This is a genomic window from Streptomyces sp. NPDC032822 (genome assembly GCF_055578825.1).
Genome location: NZ_JBVIOL010000016.1, coordinates 122,667 through 145,598 on the forward strand (window position 1 = coordinate 122,667; position 22,932 = coordinate 145,598).

At 71.7% G+C, this 22,932-nt stretch carries 22 protein-coding genes and 1 pseudogene; 10 read left to right on the forward strand and 13 right to left on the reverse strand.

All coding sequences use genetic code 11. The features are described 5' to 3' along the window. The first annotated feature begins 9 nt into the window (after nt 1–9). On the forward strand, nt 10–1,089 hold the full coding sequence (locus tag ACZ5VD_RS34290; protein ID WP_468684473.1) for a Zn-dependent alcohol dehydrogenase: 1,080 nt from the start codon (nt 10–12) through the stop codon (nt 1,087–1,089). A 145-nt stretch (nt 1,090–1,234) separates the two neighbouring features. Then, nucleotides 1,235–2,540: pseudogene (locus tag ACZ5VD_RS34295) on the forward strand (MFS transporter). Here ACZ5VD_RS34295 and ACZ5VD_RS34300 read toward each other — a convergent pair. The 3 genes from ACZ5VD_RS34300 to ACZ5VD_RS34310 form a co-directional block, all read right to left on the reverse strand. Then, on the reverse strand, nt 2,532–3,473 hold the full coding sequence (locus tag ACZ5VD_RS34300) for a DMT family transporter (protein ID WP_468552084.1): 942 nt from the start codon (nt 3,471–3,473) through the stop codon (nt 2,532–2,534). The pseudogene ACZ5VD_RS34295 and the gene ACZ5VD_RS34300 overlap by 9 nt on opposite strands. 155 nt (nt 3,474–3,628) lie before the next feature. Then, on the reverse strand, nt 3,629–4,342 hold the full coding sequence (locus ACZ5VD_RS34305; protein WP_468684474.1) for an ArsR/SmtB family transcription factor: 714 nt from the start codon (nt 4,340–4,342) through the stop codon (nt 3,629–3,631). A gap of 58 nt (nt 4,343–4,400) precedes the next feature. Further along, nucleotides 4,401–5,042, reverse strand: a complete 642-nt coding sequence (locus tag ACZ5VD_RS34310; protein ID WP_468684475.1) for a TetR/AcrR family transcriptional regulator — start codon at nt 5,040–5,042, stop codon at nt 4,401–4,403. A 90-nt stretch (nt 5,043–5,132) separates the two neighbouring features. Between ACZ5VD_RS34310 and ACZ5VD_RS34315 the strand changes: the two genes are divergently transcribed. From ACZ5VD_RS34315 to ACZ5VD_RS34325, 3 genes are all read left to right on the forward strand, one after another. Then, nucleotides 5,133–6,284: an acyl-CoA dehydrogenase family protein gene (locus tag ACZ5VD_RS34315; protein WP_468684476.1), complete on the forward strand. Its 1,152-nt coding sequence runs from the start codon at nt 5,133–5,135 to the stop codon at nt 6,282–6,284. 75 nt (nt 6,285–6,359) lie between these two features. Further along, nucleotides 6,360–6,605 carry a YiaA/YiaB family inner membrane protein gene (locus tag ACZ5VD_RS34320; protein WP_468684478.1) on the forward strand — a complete coding sequence of 82 codons (246 nt, stop codon included), beginning with the start codon at nt 6,360–6,362 and terminating at the stop codon, nt 6,603–6,605. Between the two features lie 70 nt (nt 6,606–6,675). Continuing rightward, the gene (locus ACZ5VD_RS34325) at nt 6,676–7,341 is read left to right on the forward strand and encodes a TetR/AcrR family transcriptional regulator (protein ID WP_468552080.1); all 666 of its coding nucleotides are present in this window, start codon (nt 6,676–6,678) and stop codon (nt 7,339–7,341) included. Here ACZ5VD_RS34325 and ACZ5VD_RS34330 read toward each other — a convergent pair. Next, complete coding sequence (locus ACZ5VD_RS34330; protein WP_468552079.1) at nt 7,332–7,793, reverse strand: MaoC family dehydratase; 462 nt, start codon at nt 7,791–7,793, stop codon at nt 7,332–7,334. The two genes, ACZ5VD_RS34325 and ACZ5VD_RS34330, sit on opposite strands and share 10 nt — an antisense overlap. A gap of 121 nt (nt 7,794–7,914) precedes the next feature. Between ACZ5VD_RS34330 and soxR the strand changes: the two genes are divergently transcribed. Then, nucleotides 7,915–8,388, forward strand: coding sequence for a redox-sensitive transcriptional activator SoxR (gene soxR / locus ACZ5VD_RS34335; protein WP_468684480.1), 474 nt, complete (start codon nt 7,915–7,917; stop codon nt 8,386–8,388). A 186-nt stretch (nt 8,389–8,574) separates the two neighbouring features. Here soxR and ACZ5VD_RS34340 read toward each other — a convergent pair whose 3' ends face one another. Next, nucleotides 8,575–9,297 (reverse strand): 3-keto-5-aminohexanoate cleavage protein, encoded by a 723-nt coding sequence (locus tag ACZ5VD_RS34340; RefSeq protein ID WP_468684481.1) that lies wholly within the window; start codon nt 9,295–9,297, stop codon nt 8,575–8,577. Between the two features lie 161 nt (nt 9,298–9,458). Beyond that, nucleotides 9,459–10,061: a hypothetical protein gene (locus ACZ5VD_RS34345; RefSeq protein WP_468552076.1), complete on the reverse strand. Its 603-nt coding sequence runs from the start codon at nt 10,059–10,061 to the stop codon at nt 9,459–9,461. Nucleotides 10,062–10,281: 220 nt separating this feature from the next. On the opposite strand from ACZ5VD_RS34345, the gene ACZ5VD_RS34350 reads away from it, so the two are divergent. Then, the gene (locus ACZ5VD_RS34350) at nt 10,282–13,080 is read left to right on the forward strand and encodes a penicillin acylase family protein (protein WP_468552075.1); all 2,799 of its coding nucleotides are present in this window, start codon (nt 10,282–10,284) and stop codon (nt 13,078–13,080) included. Between the two features lie 70 nt (nt 13,081–13,150). Here the strand turns inward: ACZ5VD_RS34350 and ACZ5VD_RS34355 are convergent, their stop codons facing one another. Continuing rightward, nucleotides 13,151–14,491 carry a serine-threonine protein kinase gene (locus ACZ5VD_RS34355; RefSeq protein WP_468684483.1) on the reverse strand — a complete coding sequence of 447 codons (1,341 nt, stop codon included), beginning with the start codon at nt 14,489–14,491 and terminating at the stop codon, nt 13,151–13,153. Between the two features lie 115 nt (nt 14,492–14,606). Continuing rightward, the gene (locus tag ACZ5VD_RS34360) at nt 14,607–15,875 is read right to left on the reverse strand and encodes an exo-beta-N-acetylmuramidase NamZ family protein (RefSeq protein WP_468684485.1); all 1,269 of its coding nucleotides are present in this window, start codon (nt 15,873–15,875) and stop codon (nt 14,607–14,609) included. A gap of 177 nt (nt 15,876–16,052) precedes the next feature. Here ACZ5VD_RS34360 and ACZ5VD_RS34365 point away from each other — a divergent pair, with 177 nt between their 5' ends. From ACZ5VD_RS34365 to ACZ5VD_RS34375, 3 genes are read left to right on the forward strand one after another with little or no spacing between them, the layout of a single operon-like run. Beyond that, the gene (locus tag ACZ5VD_RS34365) at nt 16,053–16,817 is read left to right on the forward strand and encodes an SDR family oxidoreductase (RefSeq protein ID WP_468684486.1); all 765 of its coding nucleotides are present in this window, start codon (nt 16,053–16,055) and stop codon (nt 16,815–16,817) included. After that, nucleotides 16,814–18,493, forward strand: a complete 1,680-nt coding sequence (locus ACZ5VD_RS34370) for a class I adenylate-forming enzyme family protein (RefSeq protein ID WP_468684490.1) — start codon at nt 16,814–16,816, stop codon at nt 18,491–18,493. Before ACZ5VD_RS34365 ends, ACZ5VD_RS34370 begins: the two co-directional genes overlap by 4 nt. Before the next feature lie 24 nt (nt 18,494–18,517). After that, on the forward strand, nt 18,518–19,111 hold the full coding sequence (locus ACZ5VD_RS34375; RefSeq protein ID WP_468552070.1) for a TetR/AcrR family transcriptional regulator: 594 nt from the start codon (nt 18,518–18,520) through the stop codon (nt 19,109–19,111). Nucleotides 19,112–19,184: 73 nt separating this feature from the next. On the opposite strand, the gene ACZ5VD_RS34380 is transcribed toward ACZ5VD_RS34375, so the two are convergent. The 5 genes from ACZ5VD_RS34380 to ACZ5VD_RS34400 form a co-directional block, all read right to left on the reverse strand. Next, on the reverse strand, nt 19,185–20,399 hold the full coding sequence (locus ACZ5VD_RS34380; protein WP_468552069.1) for an acyl-CoA dehydrogenase family protein: 1,215 nt from the start codon (nt 20,397–20,399) through the stop codon (nt 19,185–19,187). 6 nt (nt 20,400–20,405) lie between these two features. Beyond that, entirely contained in the window at nt 20,406–21,437 is a 1,032-nt protein-coding gene (locus tag ACZ5VD_RS34385) for a phosphotransferase family protein (protein WP_468684491.1), read from the reverse strand. Between the two features lie 199 nt (nt 21,438–21,636). Further along, nucleotides 21,637–21,933 (reverse strand): hypothetical protein, encoded by a 297-nt coding sequence (locus tag ACZ5VD_RS34390; protein WP_468552067.1) that lies wholly within the window; start codon nt 21,931–21,933, stop codon nt 21,637–21,639. A gap of 237 nt (nt 21,934–22,170) precedes the next feature. Further along, nucleotides 22,171–22,503 carry a DUF202 domain-containing protein gene (locus tag ACZ5VD_RS34395; protein ID WP_468552066.1) on the reverse strand — a complete coding sequence of 111 codons (333 nt, stop codon included), beginning with the start codon at nt 22,501–22,503 and terminating at the stop codon, nt 22,171–22,173. Next, nucleotides 22,500–22,892 carry a YidH family protein gene (locus ACZ5VD_RS34400; RefSeq protein ID WP_468552065.1) on the reverse strand — a complete coding sequence of 131 codons (393 nt, stop codon included), beginning with the start codon at nt 22,890–22,892 and terminating at the stop codon, nt 22,500–22,502. The genes ACZ5VD_RS34395 and ACZ5VD_RS34400 overlap by 4 nt, the downstream gene beginning before the upstream one ends. Nucleotides 22,893–22,932 lie beyond the last annotated feature (40 nt).

The window sequence follows — 22,932 nt, forward strand, 5'->3', positions numbered from 1 at the left end:
GAGTCTCCCGTGGTCCGTGCCGCCGTACTTCCCGCCGTGGGCGCTCCGCTGGAGATCGCCGAGATCGACCTCCCGGACCCCGGACCCGGCCGGGTCCGCGTCCGGCTCGCCGCCGCCGGGGTCTGCCACTCCGACCTGTCCTTGTCCAACGGCACCATGCGTGTCCCCGTCCCGGCTGTCCTCGGCCACGAGGGCGCCGGCACGGTCGTCGCCGTCGGCGAAGGCGTCACGGATGTCCGGCCCGGTGCCGAGGTCGTCCTCAACTGGGCTCCCTCCTGCGGTGGTTGCCACGCCTGCTCGCTCGGCGAGATCTGGCTGTGCGCCAACGCGCTGAACGGCGCCGCCGACGTGCACGCCCGGCTGGCGGACGGCACCGAACTCCACCCCGGCCTGAACGTCGCCGCGTTCGCCGAGGAGACGGTCGTGCCGGCGAACTGTCTGCTCCCGCTCCCCGAAGGCATCCCGCTCACCGACGCGGCCCTCCTCGGCTGCGCCGTCCTCACCGGCTACGGCGCCGTCCACCACTCGGCGCGGGTCCGCGAGGGCGAGACGGTCGCCGTGTACGGCGTCGGGGGAGTGGGCCTGGCCGCCCTCCAGGCCGCCCGGATCGCGGGTGCGTCCAGGATCGTCGCGGTCGACGTCTCCCCGGAGAAGGAGGAGCTGGCGCGGAACGCGGGCGCCACCGACTACCTCGTCGCCTCCGACACCACCGCCCGCGGGATCCGCGCCCTCACCGGCGGGCAGGGCGTCGACGTGGCCGTCGAGTGCGTGGGCCGCGCGGCCACGATCCGCACCGCCTGGGAGTCCACCCGTCGCGGCGGCCGTACCACGGTCGTCGGCATCGGCGGCAAGGACCAGCAGGTCACCTTCAACGCGCTGGAACTCTTCCACTGGGGCCGGGCCCTGGCGGGCTGCGTCTACGGCAACTCCGATCCGGCCCGGGACCTGCCGGTGATCGCCGAACACGTCCGGGCGGGCCGCCTGGACCTGGGCGCGCTGGTGACCGAGCGGATCGGCCTGGAGGGCATTCCGGCCGCGTTCGAGAACATGCTGGCGGGCAAGGGCGGCAGGGCACTGGTGGTGTTCTAGCCCCTGGGTTCCCGGGAGTCGACCCTGCGGGTGGCCCGGAGCCCCTGGGTGCTCCGGGCAACCTTCCCGCACAACCGTTGACCCCATACCGTCCGGTCAGTATGTTCCCGGGAACGTCCCCCCGCACCCACCGGAGTGTGCACGCATGGACACCGCCCCGCCCGCTCAGCCCCTCCCCACCACGGCCCTCCCCACGGCCAACCGCCGCCGCCCTCGCCTCCGCCGTCGAGTGGTACGACTACTTTGTCTTCGGCATAGCCGCCGCCCTGGTCCTCGGCGACCTGTACTTCCCGTCGGGCAGCTCCACCGCCGGCGTCCTGGCCTCCTTCGCCACCTTCGCCGTCGGCTTCCTGGCCCGCCCGCTCGGCGGCATCGTCGCCGGCCACCTCGGCGACCGGCGCGGCCGCAAGCCCATGCTGGTCCTCGCGCTCACCCTGATGGGCCTGGCCACCACCGGTATCGGCCTGCTCCCGACGTACGACACCATCGGTGTCGCCGCCCCGATCCTGCTGGTCGCCCTGCGCGTCGTGCAGGGCGTCGCGGTCGGCGCCCAGTGGGGCGGCGCCATGCTGCTGGCCACCGAGTACGCCCCCGAGGGCAAGCGCGGCGTCTACGGCAGCGTCGTCCAACTCGGCGTCCCCATCGGCGTGGTGACGGCCAACTCGGTCTTCCTGCTGGCCGGCGCGTTCACCACGGACAGCGAGTTCGCCGCGTGGGCCTGGCGGGTGCCGTTCCTCATCGGCCTGTTCGTGCTCGTCCTCGCCTGGTACATCCACACCAAGGTCGAGGAGACCCCCGAATTCCGGCAGGCCGAACAGGCGTTGACGCGGAAGGAGAATTCCGAGCAGAGCTCCCCGCTGCGCACCGTCCTGCGCGACCACCTCGGCACGGTGCTCCTGGCCGGCGGCTCCTTCGCGGTCAACACCGCGACCTTCTACATCCTCATCACCGGTGTCCTCGACTACACGACCCGCGAACTCGACATGAAACGCGGCGCGGTGCTCACCGTCTCGCTCTGCGTCAGCCTCACCCAGCTCGTGCTGATCCCCGCCTCCGCGGCGCTCTCCGACCGCGTCGGCCGTATCCGGATCTACGCGTTCGGCGCGGCCGGCATCGCCCTGTGGGCGGTACCGATGTTCCTGCTGATCGACACCGGATCCCTGTTGTGGCTCACGGTGAGCACCTTCGTCGCCAGCTGTTTCCTCAGCATCATGTACGGGCCCCAGGCCGCCCTGTTCGCCGAACTGTTCACCCCCGAGATGCGCTACACCGGCGCCTCCCTCGGCTACCAGATCGCGGCCGTGTTCGGCGGCGGGCTCGCGCCCTTCATGATGGTGCTGCTCCTGGAGACCACCGGCACCTCGATGGCGGTCTCCGCCTACATCATCGGGCTCGCGGTGATCGCCCTGTTCTCCATCAAGGTCCTTGCCGACCGGGCGCGTTCACGCTGACCCGGAGGCCTTCTCGGTCCGTGGCTCCGCAACCGCCTCCGGAGCCACGGCCTTCGGGGCACGCGAACGCGACACCGCGACCCCGGCCAGGCAGAGCAGGCCGCCCGCCAGGGTGAGCAGCCCCGGCACCTCGCCCAGCGCCAGCCACGACATCAGGACGACCAGGGCGGGCACGGCGTACGTGGTCGCGCCCATCCGGCTCGCGGTCGTACGGGCCAGGGCGTAGGCCCAGGTCGTGAACGCCAGTGCGGTCGGGAACACGCCCAGGTAGACCATGTTGAGCGTCGCGGAGAGCGGCGCGTCGGCGGCGTCGTGGACGAGCTGACCGGCGAACGGCAGACACACCACGGCCCCGATCAGGCATCCGAACGTCGTCACCTGCAAGGCGCTCGCCGCGCCGAGGGCGGGCTTCTGCGCGACCACACCGCCCGCGTAGCCGACCGCGGCGAGCAGACAGAGCACCACGCCGAGCACCGACGACCCGCCCTCGCCCGACATCGACAGCCCGACCGTGACCGCGCCCGCGAACGACACCGCCATCCCCGCGAGCAGCCGCGGCGGCATGACGTCCCCCAGCAGCCGCGCGCCGAGCAGCGCGATCAGGATCGGACCGATGTTCACGACCAGGGCGGCCGTTCCGGCGTCCACCTGCTGCTCGCCCCAGTTCAGGACCACCATGTAGACGCCGAACCACAGCACCCCGGAGATCGCGATCCCCCGCCACGCGGCCCGCGGCGGCCACCCCTCCCGCCGGACCAGGCAGATCACCCCCAGTGTCAGCGCCCCGGCCAGCAACCGTCCGAGGGCCAGCGCACCCGGCGCGTACGCGGACCCCGCACTGCGGATCGACACGAACGCGGAGGCCCACAACACGACGGTGACGGTGGCGGCACCGGCGGCGAGGAAGTCAGGACGGCGGAGAGGATTCATCATGCTCCAGAGGCTAGGGAGAGAAAGGTGGGGAAGCTCGCGGTTTTCGGACGGAGGGCCGGCCGTGCCCCGAAGGGGCGCGGGGAACTGCGCGACCAGCCACCACGCACCCGCACCCGGCACACCACAGCACCCCCACCCCCCCAGGGCCGCCCACCTCACCGCAACGCCCCCACCCCGATCCCCAACAGCTCCCACAGCACCCGCTCCCCCGACGGAGTCACCTTCACCGCCCGCTCGGACCCGATCCGCACACACCACCCCAGCTCCAGCGCATGCCGGCACAAGGCCGCCCCGGCCACCCCGGCAAGATGCGGCCGCCGCTCCGTCCAGTCCAGACAGCCACGAGCCAGCGGACGCCGACTCGTCCGGTCCAACCGCATACCGGCCGCCTCGAACCACTCCACCCCCGCGTCGGTCAGCGCGAACCCGGTGTCCTGGCACAGCAGTTCACGCGAGGTCAGCGCGTCGGTGACCGCGATGCCGAGCCGGCCGGCGAGATGGTCGTAGCAGGTGCGCCCGCGCGCCATCGCGGACCCGGCACCGGCCTCGCGCAGATTCCGCGGCCGTACGGCGTCCGCGTCCGGCGCGAGATGTGCGGCGAGGTCCTCGACCAGTTGGGCGACCCGGGCGTCGGCCAGCCGCACGTACCGGTGCCGCCCCTGGCGTTCCTCGGCGAGCAGCCCGCCCGCGACCAGCTTGCCCAGGTGTTCGCTCAGGGTCGACGCGGCGACACCGGCGTGCCGGGCCAGCTCGCCGGCGGTCCAGGCCCGCCCTTCGAGCAGCGCGAGCAGACAGGAGGCCCGGGTCTCGTCGGCGGCGAGCGCGGCGAGCCGGGCCAGCCGGTGGGCCCGTGGGTCCTTCGTGGTCATGCGTTCCAGGATGGGACACGGACGGTTCGGCGCCCACCGAAGTGTCCGTGCCGGGGCGCTAGGAAGCCCGCTCGACCCGCTCGTACTGCTGAGTCAGCCCGTCCAGCAGCGCGGTCAGCCCCGTCTCGAAGGCCCGCTCGTCGATCTTCTCCTGCCGGTCGGCGAGAAGGTGGGCCTGTCCGAGGTGCGGGTAGTCGGCGGGGTCGTACGCGCTCGCGTCGTCCACGAAGCCCCCGGCGAACGAGCCGAGTGCGGAGCCCATCACGAAGTACCGCATCAGCGCGCCGATCGAGGTGGCCTGGGCCGGCGGCCAGCCCGCCGCGACCATGGCGCCGTAGACGGCGTCGGCGAGGCGGAGCCCGGCCGGGCGGCGGCCGGGGCCGCGGGCCAGTACCGGGACGATGTTCGGGTGGTCGCGCAGCGCGGCCCGGTAGGAGAGGGCCCAGTCGTGCAGCGCGGTCCGCCAGTCCCGGCCGTCCTCGAACATCGACAGGTCGACCTGCGCGCTCACCGAGTCGGCGACCGCTTCGAGGATCTCGTCCTTGGTGCGGAAGTGGTTGTAGAGCGAGGGCCCGCTGACCCCCAGTTCGGCCGCGAGCCGGCGCGTGGAGACGGCCGCCAGGCCCTCCGCGTCCACGAGCGTCCGGGCCGTCCCGACGATCCGGTCGGTGCTGAGGAGGGGCTTGCGCGGTCGGGCCATGGCGCACATAGTAGGGCTGCCGCCCGGAAACTAGCAGTGCTAATTTAACGGTACGGCTTTCACGGACCGCTACCTGTGGGGTGACCCGGAATGAACCTGGAGCTCAGCGAGGAGCAGACCGCCGTCCGGCAGCTCGCCAAGGACTTCGTGGACCGCGAGATCGCCCCGCACGTCATCGCCTGGGACCGCGCCGAGGAGGTCGACCGGTCGATCGTGAAGAAACTCGGCGAGGTCGGCTTCCTGGGGCTGACCGTCGACGAGGAGTACGGCGGCTCGGGCGGCGACCACCTCGCGTACTGCCTGGTCACGGAGGAACTGGGCCGCGGCGACTCGTCCGTGCGCGGGATCGTCTCCGTCTCGCTGGGGCTGGTCGCCAAGACCGTCGCCGCCTGGGGGAGCGAGGAGCAGAAGCGGCAGTGGCTGCCGGGCCTGACCTCCGGGGGGTACGTCGGCTGCTTCGGCCTCACCGAGCCGGGCACCGGATCGGACGCCGGCCACCTCACCACCCGGGCCGTGCGCGAGGGCGACACCTACGTCGTCAACGGCACCAAGACGTTCATCACCAACGGCACCTGGGCCGACGTGGTCCTCCTGTTCGCCCGCTCCACCGACGCCCCGGGCCACAGAGGCGTCTCCGCCTTCCTCGTCCCGGCCGACACCCCCGGTCTGACCCGCCGCACCATCCACGGCAAGCTCGGTCTGCGCGGCCAGGCGACCGCCGAACTGGTGCTGGAGGATGTACGGATCCCGGCCTCCGCGCTGCTGGGCGAGGAGGGGAAGGGCTTCTCGGTCGCCATGTCGGCCCTGGCCAAGGGGCGGATGTCGGTGGCGGCGGGCTGCGTCGGGATCGCCCAGGCCGCGCTGGACGTGGCCGTGCGCTACGCGGGCGAGCGCGAGCAGTTCGGGAAGACCATCGCCCACCACCAGCTCGTCCAGGAGCTGCTCAGCGACATCGCCGTCGACGTGGACGCGGCCCGGCTGCTGACCTGGCGGGTCGCCGACCTGATCGACCGTGGCCTGCCCTTCGCCACCGAGTCCTCCAAGGCCAAGCTCTTCGCCTCGGAGGCGGCCGTCCGCGCCGCGAACAACGCCCTCCAGGTCTTCGGCGGCTACGGCTACATCGACGAGTACCCGGCGGGCAAACTGCTGCGCGACGCCCGGGTGATGACCCTCTACGAGGGCACCAGCCAGATCCAGAAACTGGTCATCGGGCGGGCGCTGACAGGGGTTTCGGCGTTCTGAGCCCCTGGGCTTCTGAGTACGTCGCTGAGTACTTCGGCGGATGTGGCGGCGGTCGCGTCCGCCGATTCTTGTCCCATGAGTGAGACACCGGGCAAGCAGCAGAACACGGCGGCCTTCTACGGCCAGGCCGTCGCATCCTTCTCCGTCGCCATGGCCGCCACGGCCATCGGGATCTTCCGCCTCGACGCCGACGCCTGGGTTCGGGCCTTCCTCGCGATCGCCGTCCTGTACCTCGTCACGTCCTCGTTCACCCTCGCCAAGGTGATCCGGGATCGCCAGGACTCGGCGGCACGCGCGTACGACCCCTTCCAGAAGCTCTGACCGGGCGCACTAAGCGCCCGCTCAGTTTCGGCGGTATGGTGTGGGTCGTGTCGGTGGAGAGGGGCCTGTGATGAGTACGGCGGAGGAGACGACCGGCGGCGAGACGTCGGCGTGGGGCGAGGTGACGCCCGACGCGGCCCGGCGGCTGCTCGTCGCCGCGGTGGAGGCCTTCGCCGAGCGGGGGTACCACGCCACGACGACCCGTGACATCGCGGGCCGCGCGGGTATGAGCCCGGCCGCGCTCTACATCCACTACAAGACCAAGGAAGAACTCCTCCACCGCATCAGCAGGATCGGCCACGAGAAGGCCGTGGACATCCTGCGCGTGGCGGCCCGGGGCGAGGGCAGCGCCGCCGAGCGGCTCGCCGACGCGGTCGGCTCCTTCGTCCGCTGGCACGCGGGCGGCCGTACCACCGCGCGGGTCGTGCAGTACGAACTCGACTCGCTCGGCCCGGACGCCCGCGCCGAGATCCTCGCGCTCCGCCGGCAGTGCGACGCCGAGGTGCGCGGGATCATCGAGGACGGCGTGGAGAACGGCGAGTTCGACGTCCTGGACGTCCAGGGGAGCACCCTCGCGGTGCTCTCCCTGTGCATCGACGTGGCCCGCTGGTTCAACGTGACGGGCCCCCGCACACCCGACGAGGTCGGCGCGCTGTACGCCGACCTCGTGCTGCGGATGGTCGGGGCGAAGCAGTCCCCGCGGGGACTGCCGACGGCCCCCGGGGCTCAGAAGTAGTAGCGGGACACTGACTCGGCCACGCACACCGGCTTGTCGCCGCCCTCGCGCTCCACGGTGAACGCGACGCTGACCTGTACGCCGCCCGGCACGTCGTCGGCGCCGGTGATCGTGGCGGTGGCGCGCAGCCGGGAGCCGACCGGCACCGGGGCGGGGAAACGGACCTTGTTCGTCCCGTAGTTGACGCCCATCCTCACGTCCTCGACCTTGATCAGCTGCGGGCCGAAGAGCGGCAGCAGCGACAGGGTGAGATAGCCGTGCGCGATGGTCGTGCCGAACGGGCCCGCGGCGGCCTTCTCCGGATCCACGTGGATCCACTGGTGGTCGCCGGTCGCCTCCGCGAACAGGTCGATCCGCTTCTGGTCGACCTCCAGCCAGTCGGTGTGCCCCAGCTGCTCGCCCACCGCCGCCTTCAGGTCGTCGGCGGACGTGAAGATCCTCGGCTCTGCCATGGTCCCGGCCTCTCGCGTCACGAAGTCTGCCCAGTCATTTCTAAGCGACTGCTTAGCATGGTCGGCCCGGCACGTCATGTCAACGGACCGGGGCGCGGGCCGGGTGGGTAGGGTGCGAGGGGTGCCCCAGATTCCCGAGAAGATCCACGAACTCACGGTCGGCCAGCTCGCCGCCCGCAGCGGCGCCGCCGTCTCCGCCCTGCACTTCTACGAGTCCAAGGGCCTGATCAGCAGCCGCCGCACCACGGGCAACCAACGCCGCTACTCCCGTGACGCCCTGCGCCGGGTCGCCTTCGTACGGGCCGCCCAGCGCGTCGGGATCCCGCTCGCCACGATCCGTGACGCCCTCGCCGAACTGCCCGAGGAGCGCACCCCCACCCGTGAGGACTGGGCCCACCTCTCCGAGGCCTGGCGCTCCGAACTCGACGAACGCATCAAGCAGCTCAACCGCCTGCGCGACCACCTCACGGACTGCATCGGCTGCGGCTGCCTGTCGCTGGACACCTGTGTCCTGTCCAACCCGGACGACGTGTTCGGCGACCGCCTCACGGGGTCGAGGCTGCTGGCGGAACAGCGCAAGGACCGGCCCGCGTAGAGACCGGGCCGCGCAGAGACCGGGCCGCGCAGAGACCGGGCCGGTTCGAGCGGGTCGGCGTCGGGATGCCCGTGGACGGTCGGTGCTTCGGCGGTGAGGCGGAGCACCGGCATCGGGGCTTCTCGGGATCCGCGGACAGGGCGCGTCGCCTCCCCCTGTCCGCGGCGGGAAGGTGGAGTGAACGGATCAACCGCTGCCGACCTCACCGCTTTCCGTCGCGACCGCGACCAACTGGGCGTTGGACACGGCCCGTTGCCCGTCCGGCAGGAACAGGGTGTCCTCCAGGCCGATGCGGGTCGCGAGCCCGAGGCGTCCGGCCAGCCGCAGCACCGGCCACGCGCCGCCGTCCTCGCCGTGCAGCAGCACCGGGCGGCCGTGCGCGGAACCCAGGTCCGCCAGCAGCGCACGCGCGGTGTCCTCGGCCGTCCCGGCGACCGGGTCCGTCACCTCCGCGAGCACCCGCAGCACCTTCGGGCCGAGCGGCGACACGGCGAACCCGGCCGCCGCGTCCGTGCCCGACCAGATGCCGGCCTCCACCCCCACTCCGCGGGCGATCAGCGCGGCGGCCAGCTCCTCGGCGCCCGGCTCGTGCCAGTTGACCGAGGCGTGGTCGGGCAGCACGGTCCAGCCGCGGACGCGCTCCAGGCGGGCCGCGGGATCCGGCTCGGCCCAGGCGCCCGTGGTCACACCGACCGGCACCGGCACCCGGGCACGGATCGCCTCGACGGTGGCCGCGACCACACGCGGAGAGAGGGTGTCCTGACCGCAGGGCGTCTTGGGGTGGACATGGACATCGGTGGCACCGGCCGCGACGGCCTCGGCCGCGGAGTCGGCCAACGCCCGCGGCGTGAGCGGCACCATCGCGCCGTCGGCGGCCCCACGGGGCCCGTTCAGACACACCTGCACCATGCCCCGATGGTGCCAGTCACCACTGACAACGGCCCGGCGGCCGTAGGAAAAGGGCGGCCCAAGAGAAAGATGGATGGGGGAAAGACCGGACAAAACAGGGGTGCGGCATCCCCGGCGCACCCCCGCAGGCACACTTCCTAGGCTCGCTCCGGCCCGTTCGGTCAGGCCGACACGAGCAACCGTCCGCGCCTGGCGTCCGCCAGGGCCTCGGCTGTGAGGACGGGCCGCGGGACAAGGATTCCGCAGTCCGTGCAGACCGGACCTGTCGAGGGTTCGTGGTTCAGTTCGTACGTCCAGACGAGGCGTTCCCCGCCGCACGCCGGGCACTCCGCCCCCGGCTCCCGCTCCAGCGCGGAGATCAGCCGGCGCAGCACCTCCGCCAGTGACTCGTGCGGGTGGACCCGTGGGTCGTCGCACCAGGCGACTCCGAAGCCGCCCCAGGTCAGGCGGTGCCAGTCGTCCACGGTGCCGGGCCTGCGCAGCCCGTCGTGCTTCTCCTTCTTGCGCCGCTCGGCGAAGTCGACCTCGTAGGCCAGCCAGACCGAACGCGCCTCTTCCAGTTCCTCCAGTGCGGCCACGAGCCGCGCTGGGTCGGGGGACCGGTCCTCGGGACCGAATCCGGCCCGGGAGCACAGGTGGTCCCAGGTGGCCCTGTGCCCGTAAGGGGCGAACCGTTCAAGGCACTTGCGCAGTGAGTACCGCCGAAGTGCCAGATCGCACCGCGGGTCGCGCACCTGTCTCGCCAGACTCCGAAAACCGGCCATCGCCCTGCACCTCCGTCACACCTGCACCTGTACTTCGGTCACTTCGGCGTCGTCGTAGGGACGTCGTCGAATAGACGTATCGACAAGCGATTCGGCTCCATCCGATTTCCGATGACCCTCATCACCGGTGGTACCGACTCGTAAAAGTGACGCATGCTCACCTTCCATCTCGGGGATACCGGCGGTAACGTCCGGCCAACCCCCCTCGGCAGGAGCTGCCATGCCACGGCGCACCTCACGCACCGCACTCGACAGACTGAGAACTCCCGACAGATACCCCGGGTTCCTGAAGACCGCTTCCGTATGCGTACTGATCGCAGGTCTTCTCTCCCCGCTCACCCAGGCGGTCGCGGTGGCGGACACCGCGGCGGTCGAGGCGGTCGCGGCGAACGACTACTGCGGCGGCCGGTGTTCCGACATCCTGCCGCCCGGCCAGAACGGCAACGCCACCCTCGCGCAGATCCTGCTCAACCAGGCCTTCGGCAGCCAGCCCGAGCACGCCGAGGACCAGCTCGGCCCCTACGCCAACCTGGCCAAGGGCTATCCCGCGCTCACCAACGCCACCATCAACAACTTCTTCAACGACGCGTCGTTCGGGGTCGCAGCCGATCAAGTCGCCTCCACGGTCAAGCCCGCCGGTCGCAGCGACGTGACGATCGTCCGTGACAAGAAGACGGGCGTACCGCACATCACCGGTACCACCAGATACGGCACGGAGTTCGGTGCCGGCTATGCGGCAGCCCAGGACCGGCTGTGGCTCATGGACGTCTTCCGCCACGTCGGACGGGGTCAGCTGACCCCCTTCGCCGGCGGCGACCCCTCCAACCAGGGCCTGGAACAGCAGTTCTGGCGCACCGCCCCGTACACCGAGGCCGACCTCCAGGCCCAGATCGACAACGCGGTCGCGTCGGCCGGCACCCGCGGCACCCAGGCCCTCGCCGACGTCAACGCCTACGTCGCCGGCATCAACGCCTACATCGACGCCTCCGACAGCGGTCGCTACTTCCCCGGCGAGTACGTCCTGACCGGCCACAAGGACTCGGTCACCAACGCCGGCACGATCGACCACTTCAAGTCCACCGACCTGGTCGCGCTGGCCTCCGTGATCGGCGCGCTCTTCGGGTCCGGGGGCGGCGGCGAGGTCAACAACGCGCTGTCGCTGCTCGCCGCGCAGCAGAAGTACGGGGTGACGGAGGGCACCGAGGTCTGGGAGTCCTTCCGCGAACGCAACGACCCCGAGGCGGTCCTCACCGTCCACGACGGCAGCTTCCCGTACGCCACCAAGCCCGCCGACCCCCAGGGCGAGGCGCTGCCCGACGCCGGCTCGGTCGCCGAGGAACCACTCGTCCACGACCGCACCGGCAGCGCGGCCACGGCCACTGCCGCCACGACGTCGGGCACGGTCGCCGCCTCGGCCGCCAGTTCCGCGAAACGGGGCATGTCCAACGCCCTCGTGGTCAGCGGCGAGCACACCGCGAGCGGCAACCCGATCGCCGTGTTCGGCCCGCAGACCGGTTACTTCGCCCCGCAGCTGCTTATGCTCCAGGAGATCCAGGGCCCCGGCCTCAGCGCCCGGGGCGCCTCCTTCGCGGGCCTGAGCATGTACGTCGAACTCGGCCGCGGCCAGGACTACGCGTGGAGCGCCACCACCTCCGGCCAGGACATCATCGACTCCTATGCCGTCGAGCTGTGCCAGGACGACTACCACTACCTCTACCGCGGCACCTGCACCGCGATGGAGAAGATCGAGCAGAAGAACGCCTGGACCCCGACCACGGCCGACGGCACCGCGGCCGGCTCGTACACGATGCGCGTGTGGCGCACGGAGTACGGCCCCGTGGAGTACCGGGCGACGGTCGGCGGCAAGAAGGTCGCCTACACCTCCCTGCGCTCCTCCTACATGCACGAGGCCGACTCGATCATCGGCTTCCAGATGCTGAACGACCCCGACTACGTGAAGAGCCCCGAGACCTTCCAGAGCGCGGTGCAGCACATCAACTACACCTTCAACTGGTTCTACGCCGACTCCGAGCACACCGCGTACTACAACAGCGGGGACAACCCGGTGCGCGCGAGTGGCGTCGACGCCGAGTTCCCGGTGTGGGCGCGGCCGGCGTACGAGTGGCGGGGCTGGGACCCGACGACGAACACGGCCGACTACACGCCGGCCTCGGCCCACCCCCACTCGATCGACCAGGACTACTACGTCTCCTGGAACAACAAGCAGGCCAGGGACTACACGACCGCGTCCTGGGGGGACGGCTCGGTGCACCGCGGCAACCTCCTCGACGACCGGGTGAAGAAACTGGTCGCCGCGGGCGGGGTCACCCGGGCCGCGCTGGTGAAGGCCATGGCCGACGCCGGACTCGCCGACCTCAGGGCCGAGGACGTGCTGCCGGACCTCCTGAAGGTGGTCACCAGCTCCGCGGTGACCGACTCGACGGCCGCCGCGGCGGTGAGCAAGCTCCAGGCGTGGATCACGGCGGGCGCCAAGCGCACCGAGACGTCGGCCGGTTCGAAGGCGTACGCCAACGCGGACGCGATCCGCATCCTGGACGCGTGGTGGCCCCGGCTGGTGAAGGCCGAGTTCGAACCGGGCCTCGGCACCGACCTGTACACGGCCATCACCGCCAACCTGCCCGTCGACGAGGCCCCGTCGGCCGCCCACGGCCCCACCGGCGCCCATGCGGGAAGCTCCTTCCAGTACGGCTGGTGGAGCTATGTCGACAAGGACATCAGGTCCGTGCTGGGAGAGTCGGTCCAGGGGCCGCTCGCCCAGGAGTACTGCGGCGGCGGCAGCCTCACGGCCTGCAGGGCCACTCTCATCAGCACACTGAAGGAGGCGGCCGGCAGGACCGCGGCCCAGGTCTACCCCGGTGACGACCTGTGCTCGGCGGGCGACCAGTGGTGTGCCGACTCGATCGTCCAGCGCACGCTGGGCGGCATCAAGCACCACAACGTCAGCTGGCAGAACCGGCCGACCTTCCAGCAGGTCGTGGAGTTCTCCTCGCACCGGTAGAGCCCGGGAGGGCGCCAGCCGCGGCGGCGGGCCGGACATCCGGTCCGCCGCCGTCACGCGCCGAGGCGGCTCAGCGGATCCGCCCCGCCGCCACCACCAGCTGCGCCAACTCCCGGTGCGTGATGTCGCAGTGCGCGCCGGAGGGCGCCTTGCCGCGCCGGACCACCTCGGCCGCGTCCACGTTCACGCACCCCGTCAGGGGCAGCTCCGCGCGCAACGCGGCGGCGAGCGCGAACGTCCGGGTGTCCGGCACCGCCTGGAGGCCGCCGTACCCCATCGCACCCCACCTGGACCGCAGGGACCGCCCGACGTCGATGCCCGCGGCGTCCCGCTCGTCGCCCGCGGTGGCGTCCCGGTCGCTGCCAGCCATCCGCGAGGCCAGCGGGTAGATGGATCCGAGAGCCGAGTCGTGGTGCGAGTGACAGCACACCAAGGGGCCGTCGATCCGGAGCTGCTGTCCCTGGAGCACGCCTCCCGCGCGCGGGTCGTGCGGCAGTCGGGCCGCGAACGCGTAGTGCGAGAAGGCCCCTTGGAGCAGCGTCACCGACTTCACCGTGCGCACGCCCTCCGGCAGCCCGCGCAGCGCGAACGACACCAGTCGGGCGCCGAAGCTGTGGCCCACCAAGTGTACCCGCACCTTCGGTGCCTTCGCGGACAACTGGCCGATCACCCGGCCCAGTCCGCGCTCGCCGACGGTTCCCGCGCGCCGCTTCATGGCGTAGTACGTCGCCTGCCGCAGCAGTTCGTGCGCGCCCTCCCACGGGTTGGGCAGCGAGAACCCCGCCGTCTCGCCCGGGGATTCCAGCTCGGCCAGCGCGCGGGCGAACTCCTCGCAGACCAGCGCCGTGGACCCCGCGAACATCACCGGCTCGTCCTGCGGCACGCCCTCGGCGAGGGTGTCGGCCGCGAACAGGGCCTGCGGCCCCGGCGGCACCACGTCCACCAGCAGTCGCACCAGCCGCCCGAACTCCTCCAACTCGCTCTCCTCGGGCGGCTGCTGGTCCAGCATCCGGGCGATCTGGTCGATGACGGTCGCCCGCCCGGGGAACGTCTCCAGCAGGGCGTGCCGGGTGTCCTTGTCGAGCACCGGACGCGGGGGCGGCTCGGCGGCCACGGCCCGCGGGAAGTCGGGGATCGGCTCGTCCGAGAACCGCATCGACGGCCAGACCACACCGACGTACCCGAGCTTCGCCGCCGGGGCGAGCGCCGGGATCGGCTCGAAGAAACGGCTGTAGAGCGCGGTCGCCCCCGAGCGGTCGCTGTTCCAGCCGTGTGCGAAGACGACGAGGTCACGCACGCCGTACTCCGCGACCCCGGCGAACAGCCGGTCCCGCCTCCCGCCGTCCGTGTCCCCGTCGGCGTCGAAGGTGAGCTCCCAGTACGGAGTCACACTCATTGCCGGATGCGCCATGGCAGGCCCCCTTGTCCCCCGAAGCAGTGCGATGTGCGCGTATCGTCCTGCTATCGACGGGAGTTGGCCATACGCCGTGACTCATTCGGGTGAGTCGTCGCCCACCTGAGCGCCCTCACCGGTACGCGAGGTACCCGCGCCGCACCCTCCGGAACGCCGTCAGCTCCTCCCGCCAGCCCGCCATCACCTCGTCGGCGCCCGCCCCCGCGTCGATCGCCGTACGCACCAGCGTGGAACCGGTGAGCTTGTCGATCCAGTTGTCCGGGCGCCAGGCGAAGCCGCTCCACGTCCTCCTGGCGGTCACCAGGAGCGCGATCCCGGTGTGTACGGGGTCGTAGGCGTCCCGGTCGTGCACATGGACCTGCACGCCGCCGATGGTCTTCCCCTGGAACTTGGAGAAGGTGGGCGCGAAGTACGCCTCTCTGAAGTGCACGCCGGGCAGCCCGAGTTCGTTGGCCGCCCCGGCCCACCGCCCGTCGAGGCCCTCGGCGCCGAGCAGTTCGAAGGGGCGGGTCGTCCCGCGCCCCTCCGACAGGTTCGTCCCCTCGAAGAGACACGTCCCCGAGTACGCCAGCGCGGTCTCCGGGGTCGGCATGTTCGGGCTCGGCGGCACCCAGGGCAGCCCCGAGCTCTCGAACCAGGCGGACCGCTTCCACCCGCTCATCAGTACGGCGTCCAGTTCCACCGGTGTGGCCAGGAACTCCCCGTTGAACAGCCGGGCCAGCTCCACGACCGTCATCCCGTGCGCCTGCGCGATCGGCTGCCGCCCGACGAAGGTCGCGAACTCCTTGTGCAGGACCGGCCCGAGGGCCGCCCGGCCGGTCACCGGATTGGGCCGGTCCAGGACCACGAACCGCTTCCCGGCCAGCTGCGCGGCCTCCATGCAGTCGTACAGCGTCCAGATGTACGTGTAGAAGCGCGCGCCGACGTCCTGGATGTCGAAGACGACGGTGTCGACGCCGGACGCGGTGAAGACGTCGGCGAGCGGACGGCCGCTCTTCAGATACGTGTCGTAGACCGGCAGGCCGGTCGCCGGGTCGTCGTAGCGGCCCTCGGAGCCGCCCGCCTGCGCGGTGCCCCGGAAGCCGTGCTCGGGGCCGAAGACGGCCACCAGGTCCACCCGGTCGTCGGCGTGCATGACATCCACGACGTGGCGCACGTCCCGGGTGACGCCGGTCGGGTTGGTGACGACGCCGACGCGCTGCCCGGCGAGCGGGGCGTAGCCGTCGGCGGCCAGCCGCTCGAAACCGGTCCGCAGGCGACGCCCGGCCGTCCCGGCCGCACCGTCCGTCCCGCCCGCACCGGCCGCCGCCGCGGGGGGCGCGGAGCCCGTCGTCACGGCTGCGGCGGTGGCATACAGCAGGCCTCGTCTGGACAGCTTCATGCGGTGACCTCCGGGATCGCGACGGGTGGCACGGCCACGCACGCTAGCGCGCACCCGGGCCGTACGGAACGAACCGGACCGGGCCGGCGCCCGACACCCCTTCCACCGCTACATACCGACCGGTTAGTCTGACGGGAACGGGGGCAGAGCCGAATCGCGTCGTGTCGAAGGAGACCGATGGTGGAAGCCGTGCAGGATGCCGGAGTCGTCGTCACCGGAGCGGGGGGCGGCATCGGAGCCGCGCTGGCCCGCCGCTTCGCCGCCGAGGGGGCCCGGGTCGTCGTCAACGACCTGGATGCCGACCGGGCGAAGACCGTCGCCGAGGAGATCGGCGGCATCGCCGTCCCGGGCGACGCCTCCGCGATCGTCGGCGAGGCGCGGGAGGCACTCGGCGGCACGGTCGACGTGTACTGCGCCAACGCGGGACTCGCCTCGGGCGGCTCGGAAGCGGCCGACGAGCAGGTCTGGGCGCGGGCCTGGGACGTCAACGTCATGGCACACGTCCGCGCCGCCCACGAACTGCTCCCGGACTGGCTGGAGCGCGGCAGCGGCCGTTTCGTCTCCACGGTCTCGGCCGCCGGACTGCTCACCATGATCGGCGCCGCGCCCTACAGCGTCACCAAGCACGGCGCGTACGCCTTCGCCGAATGGCTCTCGCTGACGTACCGGCACCGCGGTCTGAAGGTCCACGCGATCTGTCCGCAGGGCGTGCGCACCGACATGCTGGCCGCCACCGGCAGCGCCGGCGACCTGGTGCTCCAGCCGACCGCCATCGCCCCGGAAGCGGTGGCGGACGCCCTCTTCAAGGGCATCGAGGAGGACCGTTTCCTGATCCTGCCGCACCCCGAGGTCGCCGGGTACTACACGGCCAGGGCCGCCGAGCCCGACGGCTGGCTGACGAACATGAACCACCTCCAGCAGAAGTGGGAGGCGACCCGGTGACCGGCTCCGACTCCGATTCCCGCTACGCGGCCCGGCCCTGGCTGGCCCTGCTCGACGACGCCCAGCGCGCGCCCATGGAACCGGCCGGCTCCCTGGTCCACGCCCTGCGCCGGGCCGTCGACGAGAGCCCGGACCGCCCCTTCCTCGCCTACTTCGACGGCCGTCTCACCTACCGCGAGGTCGACGAGCTGAGCGACTCCGTCGCCGGGCACCTCGCCGCCCGCGGCCTGGAGCGCGGCGACCGGGTGGCGGTCCTGCTGCAGAACTCCCCGCACTTCGTGCTCGCCCTGCTCGGCGCCTGGAAGGCGGGCGCGATCGTGGTGCCCGTCAACCCCATGTACAAGTCGGGGGAGGTCGGGCACGTCCTGCGGGACGGCGAGGTGGCCGCACTGGTCTGCTCGGACCGCGCCTGGGAGTCGTATCTGCGCGAGACTGCCGCCGACTCGCCCGTACGGATCGTGCTCACCGGCTGCGAACTGGACTTCCAGGACCGCGGGGACGCCCGCGTGCTCACCTTCGAACGGCTCCCGAAGGCCCCGGACGCCGACGACCTCACGGCCGTCGCCCGCGCCGGTCACAAGGCACCCGAGGACCGCGATCCGGCCCCCGCCGACATCGCCCTCATCAGCTACACCTCCGGCACCAGCGGCGCCCCCAAGGGCGCCACCAACACGCACGGCAACATCATGTACAACGCCGAGCGGCAGCGGACCGGCCTCGGCCTGCCCGAGGCACCCGTCTACTTCGCGATGGCGCCGCTGTTCCACATCACCGGCATGGTCTGCCAGCTGGGCGCCTGCCTGAACAGCGCGGGCACGCTCGTCCTGGCGTACCGCTTCGAGGCGGGCGTCGTCCTGGACGCCTTCGCCGAGCACCGCCCGCAGTACACGGTCGGTCCCTCCACCGCCTTCATGGCGCTGGCCGCCCACCCGGACGTCACCCCGGGCCACTTCGCGTCCTTCGTGAACATCTCCTCGGGCGGCGCCCCGCTGCCGCCCGCCCTGGTGGAGAAGTTCCGGGCGGGCTTCGGGCCGTACATCCGCAACGGCTACGGCCTCACCGAGTGCACCGCCCCCTGCGCGTCCGTACCGCCCTCCCTGGAGGCCCCTGTCGACCCGGTCTCCGGGACACTCGCGGTGGGCGCGCCCGGCCCCGACACGATCGTCCGGATCGTCGACGAGCAGGGCGCCGAGGTGCCCTTCGGGGAACAGGGCGAGATCCTCGTACGAGGTCCGCAGGTCGTCCCCGGTTACTGGCGGCGCCCCGACGCCACCGCCGAGACCTTCCCGGACGGCGAGCTGCGCACCGGGGACATCGGTTTCATGGACCCCCAGGGCTGGCTCTACGTCGTCGACCGCAAGAAGGACATGATCAACGCCTCCGGCTTCAAGGTGTGGCCGCGCGAGGTCGAGGACGTGCTCTACACCCACCCGGCGGTACGCGAGGCGGCCGTCGTCGGGGTGCCCGACGGATACCGGGGGGAGACCGTCAAGGCGTACATCAGCCTCCGTCCGGGCTCCGACACGGACCCCGATGCGCTCGCCGCGTACTGCAAGGAGAGACTGGCCGCCTACAAATACCCGCGGCAGGTGGAGATCCTGCCCGACTTGCCGAAGACGGCGAGTGGGAAGATCCTCCGGCGGGAACTGCGCACCCGCGCGCACGATTCGAAGTAGCAATCGGAAAGGCAGGTGGCGGAAGTGCCCAGGACGACGGACGGTGACGGGCCTCCCGTACCGCAACGGCTCCTTGCCGCCGCCACCCGGCTCTTCGCCGAGCAGGGCTACGACCGCACCTCGGTGCAGGAGATCGTCGAGGCGGCCGGTGTCACCAAGGGAGCGCTGTACCACTACTTCGGCTCCAAGGACGACCTCCTGCACGAGGTGTACGCGCGCGTGCTGCGCGTCCAGCAGGAGAGACTCGACGCGTTCGCGAACGCCGACGAACCCATCGACAAGCGCCTCAGGGGGGCGGCGGCCGACGTCGTCGTCACGACCATCGACAACCTCGACGACGCGTCGATCTTCTTCCGCTCGATGCACCACCTGAGCCCCGAGAAGAACAAGCAGGTGCGGGCCGAGCGCCGGCGGTACCACGAACGCTTCCGGGCCCTCGTCGAGGAGGGCCAGGAGGCGGGGGTCTTCTCGAAGGCGACCCCGGCCGACCTGGTCGTGGACTACCACTTCGGGTCGGTCCACCACCTGTCCACCTGGTACCGCCCCGACGGCTCGATGAGCCCCCAGGAGGTCGCCGACCACCTCGCGGACATGCTGCTGCGGGCGCTGCGGCCGTAGGGCGCGCACGGGTAAGGGGCGGTCGCCATGGCGACCGCCCCTTACCCGTCCCCTCACCGGTACGTCGTCACCCTCACAGGTACTTCTTCAGCTCCCGGCGGGCCAGCGACCGCTGGTGCACCTCGTCCGGCCCGTCGGCGATCATCAGGGTCCGGGCGCCGGCGTAGAGCTCGGCGAGCGGGAAGTCCTGGCTGACCCCGCCCGCGCCGTGCAACTGGATGGCCCGGTCGATGATGTCGACGACCGCGCGCGGAGTGGCGATCTTGATGGCCTGGATCTCCGCGTGGGCGCCCCGGTTGCCGACCGTGTCCATCAGCCAGGCAGTCTTCAGCACCAGCAGCCGCAGCTGCTCCACGGTGACCCGCGCGTCGGCGATCCAGTTGTGGACCACGCCCTGCTGGGCCAGCTCCTTGCCGAAGGCCGTACGGGACACCGCGCGTCGGCACATCAGCTCGATCGCCCGCTCGGCCATGCCGATCAGCCGCATGCAGTGGTGGATCCGGCCGGGACCGAGCCGGGCCTGCGCGATGGCGAAGCCGCCGCCCTCCTCGCCGATCAGGTGCGACACCGGCACGCGCGCGTGGTCGAAGACCACCTCGGCGTGGCCGCCGTGGGAGTGGTCCTCGTAGCCGAACACCCGCATGGCGCGCCTGACCGTGACCCCCGGGGTGTCGCGGGGGACGAGCACCATGGACTGCTGACGGCGGATGTCGTCGCCGTCGGGGTCCGTCTTGCCCATCACGATGAAGATCGCGCAGTCCGGGTTCATCGCCCCGGAGATGTACCACTTGCGGCCCGTGATGACGTAGTCGTCACCGTCGCGCTCGATGTGCGTGGTGATGTTCGTCGCGTCGGAGGAGGCCACCTCCGGCTCGGTCATCGCGAACGCCGAGCGGATCTCCCCGGCGAGCAGCGGCTCCAGCCACTGCTTCCGCTGCCGCTCGTCGCCGAACTGGCTCAGCACCTCCATGTTGCCGGTGTCCGGCGCCGCGCAGTTCAGCGCGGTGGGCGCCAACTGCGGGGAGCGGCCGGTGATCTCGGCGAGCGGGGCGTACTGGAGGTTGGTCAGTCCGGCGCCGTACTCCGAGTCGGGGAGGAAGAGGTTCCACAGGCCCTGCCTGCGGGCTTCGGCCTTCAACTCCCCGACGACGGCCGGGGTGTCCCACGGCGAGGCCAGGGCGGCGCGCTGCTCCTCGGCGACGGCCTCGGCCGGGTAGACGTACTCGTCCATGAAGGCGAGCAGCTTGGCGCGCAGTTCCTCGGTGCGTGCGTCGAACGCGAAGTCCATGTTCTGTCAGCCTTCCTGAAGAGTGGTCAGGCCGTGCCCGATGAAGACGGGGACCAGGTCACCGATGCGGTCGAAGCCCTGGCCGACCGTCTGGCCCAGGGTGTAGCGGTAGTGGATGCCCTCCAGGATCACGGCGAGCTTGAACCAGGCGAACGCCGTGTACCAGGAGACCGCGGACACATCGCGTCCCGAGCGCCGCGCGTACCGCTCGATCAGCTCGGCCGGGCTCGGGTGCCCGGGGGCCTCGGCGGTGGTGGACACGGGGGAGTCGGGCATGCCGAGCGGCAGGCTGTACATCACCAGCAGTCCGAGGTCGGTGAGCGGGTCGCCGAGCGTCGACATCTCCCAGTCGAGGATCGCGTTGATCTTGTCGTCGTCGCCGATCAGGACGTTGTCGAGCCGGTAGTCGCCGTGTACGACGGCCGGGGCGGGGGAGACGGGCAGTCGTCGGCCGAGGGCCGCGTGCAGTTCGTCGATGCCGGCCAGTTCGCGGTTGCGGGAGGCGTCCAGCTGCTTGCCCCAGCGCCGCAGCTGGCGGTCCAGGAAGCCCTCCGGGCGGCCGAAGTCGCCGAGGCCCACCTCGGCAGGGTCCACCGCGTGCAGCTCCACGAGCGTGTCCACCAGGGCCAGGACGGCCCCCCGGGTGCGCTCCGGACCGAGCGGGGCGAGCTGGTCCGCCGTACGGAACGGCGTTCCCGCCACGAACTCCATGACGTAGAAGGGCGACCCGAGGACCTCTCTGTCTTCCTCGGACTCGCACAGCAGCACCGGGCGCGGCACCGGCACGTTCGTCGGGTGCAGTGCGCTGATCACCCGGTGCTCGCGCTTCATGTCGTGCGCGGTGGCGAGGACATGGCCGAGCGGGGGCCGTCTGACGACCCACTGGGAGGTGCCGTCGGACACCGCGTAGGTGAGGTTCGACCGTCCGCCCTCGATCAGCCGGCCGGTCAGCGGGCCGTGCACCAGGCCGGGGCGCTCACGGTCGAGCAGGCCGCGGAGCCGGTCGAGATCGAGTCCGGGCGGGTGGTCGGGGCTCATCAATGCTCCTACGGACGGGTGAACACGACGCGACCAATGATGCCGACCGGTCGGTATGTCGTCCAGTGGGTGGGCCCAACGTGATCGGGGCCACGGTCGGAGCCACGATAGGCCGACAGCTCCCCGCGCGGGACCGCGGGGAGCTGTCGTGGGTGTCTTCTCGGTGCCTTCCCGGCGCCGGGGCAGGGCCTGCCTGGGGTCAGTGGTCGTCCCAGTGGCCGTCGTGCTGGGCGTGCCGGTGGCCGTCGTGGAGGTAGTCCACGTGGTCGCCGTGCAGGACGCTCTCGTGCCCGCAGTCCTGGCCGTGCCGGTGGTCGTGCCCCTCGTGGGAGACGTGCCCGGCGGCTTCGCACTCGTCCCAGTGGCCGCTGTGCTCGCGGTGCAGGTGCCCGTCGTGCGCGTAGTCGACATGGTCGCCGTGCGGGACCTCGGCGTGGCCGCAGTCCGGGCTGTGCGTGTGCGTGTGGGAGGCGTGTTCCTGGTGGAGGGTGGTCATGGTGCTCTCGCCTTCGAGCGTGCGGGTGCTGATGTCGGATGACGTCGGACAGGCTGCCACGCGAACGCCGCGTATCGGGTGATTCCGTCCTGCGTGGCGTCCGGGGCCCTGCGTGGGGCGGGCCCGGGAAAACCGTCACCTACTGACGGTAGGACGGCAGCGGGCCGCTCGCCCGTCCGGACCTGCCCCTGGAGACCGGACGGCCCTGGAGGAGCGGCACCGGCCCCGGAAGGCGGTCTAGAGGACCAGCACCGCCGCGCACACCGCGAGCGCCACCGTGAGCAGGGCCCCCGCCGTCGCGTGCCGGGGGGTGAGCGCGGACGGGCTGTTCGTCGCGGACAGGGCACGGATGCGGCGGTGGGCGACCAGCAGGAAGGCCAGCCAGAGCGTGCAGCACAGCGCGCTGACGGTGATCCCGGCCGCCGAGGGCCCGCCGTGCAGCGTGGACTTCAGGGCGAGCAGCGCGGCGGCGGTGCTGGACAGCGTCGTACGCCGCCAGGCGAGCCGGGTCCGCTCGGGCTGCAGCCCGGGGTCCCGGTCCGGGACCTCCGGGACGACCGCCCCGCTCACCCCTCCCACCCGAAGAGCACCACGACGACCATCGCGACGGCCACCACCGTCACCGCGAGGCTCAGCAGGACCGGGAACCGGGACACCGGCAGGTCCTCGCCCCGGCGCATCGCCCGCTCGCAGCGGATCCAGTGGTTGACCGCCCGCAGGGAGCACAGCACGCCCGCCGCGAGCAGCGCGAGCGCCAGTCCGACCCGCCAGCCCCAGCGCAGATCCGGCAGGAACTGGTCCACCGCGAAGCCGCCGCCGATCAGCGCGAGCGCGGTGCGCAGCCAGGCCAGGAAGGTGCGCTCGTTCGCGAGCGAGAAGCGGTAGTCGGGGGTGCCGCCCTCCTGCCTGATCTCCTGGGGGGCGAACCACAGCCGGACGTTCCGTGCGAAACCGATCACGCAAGGGACCCTACCGGGGCACCGTCAGGGGCGTTGTCAG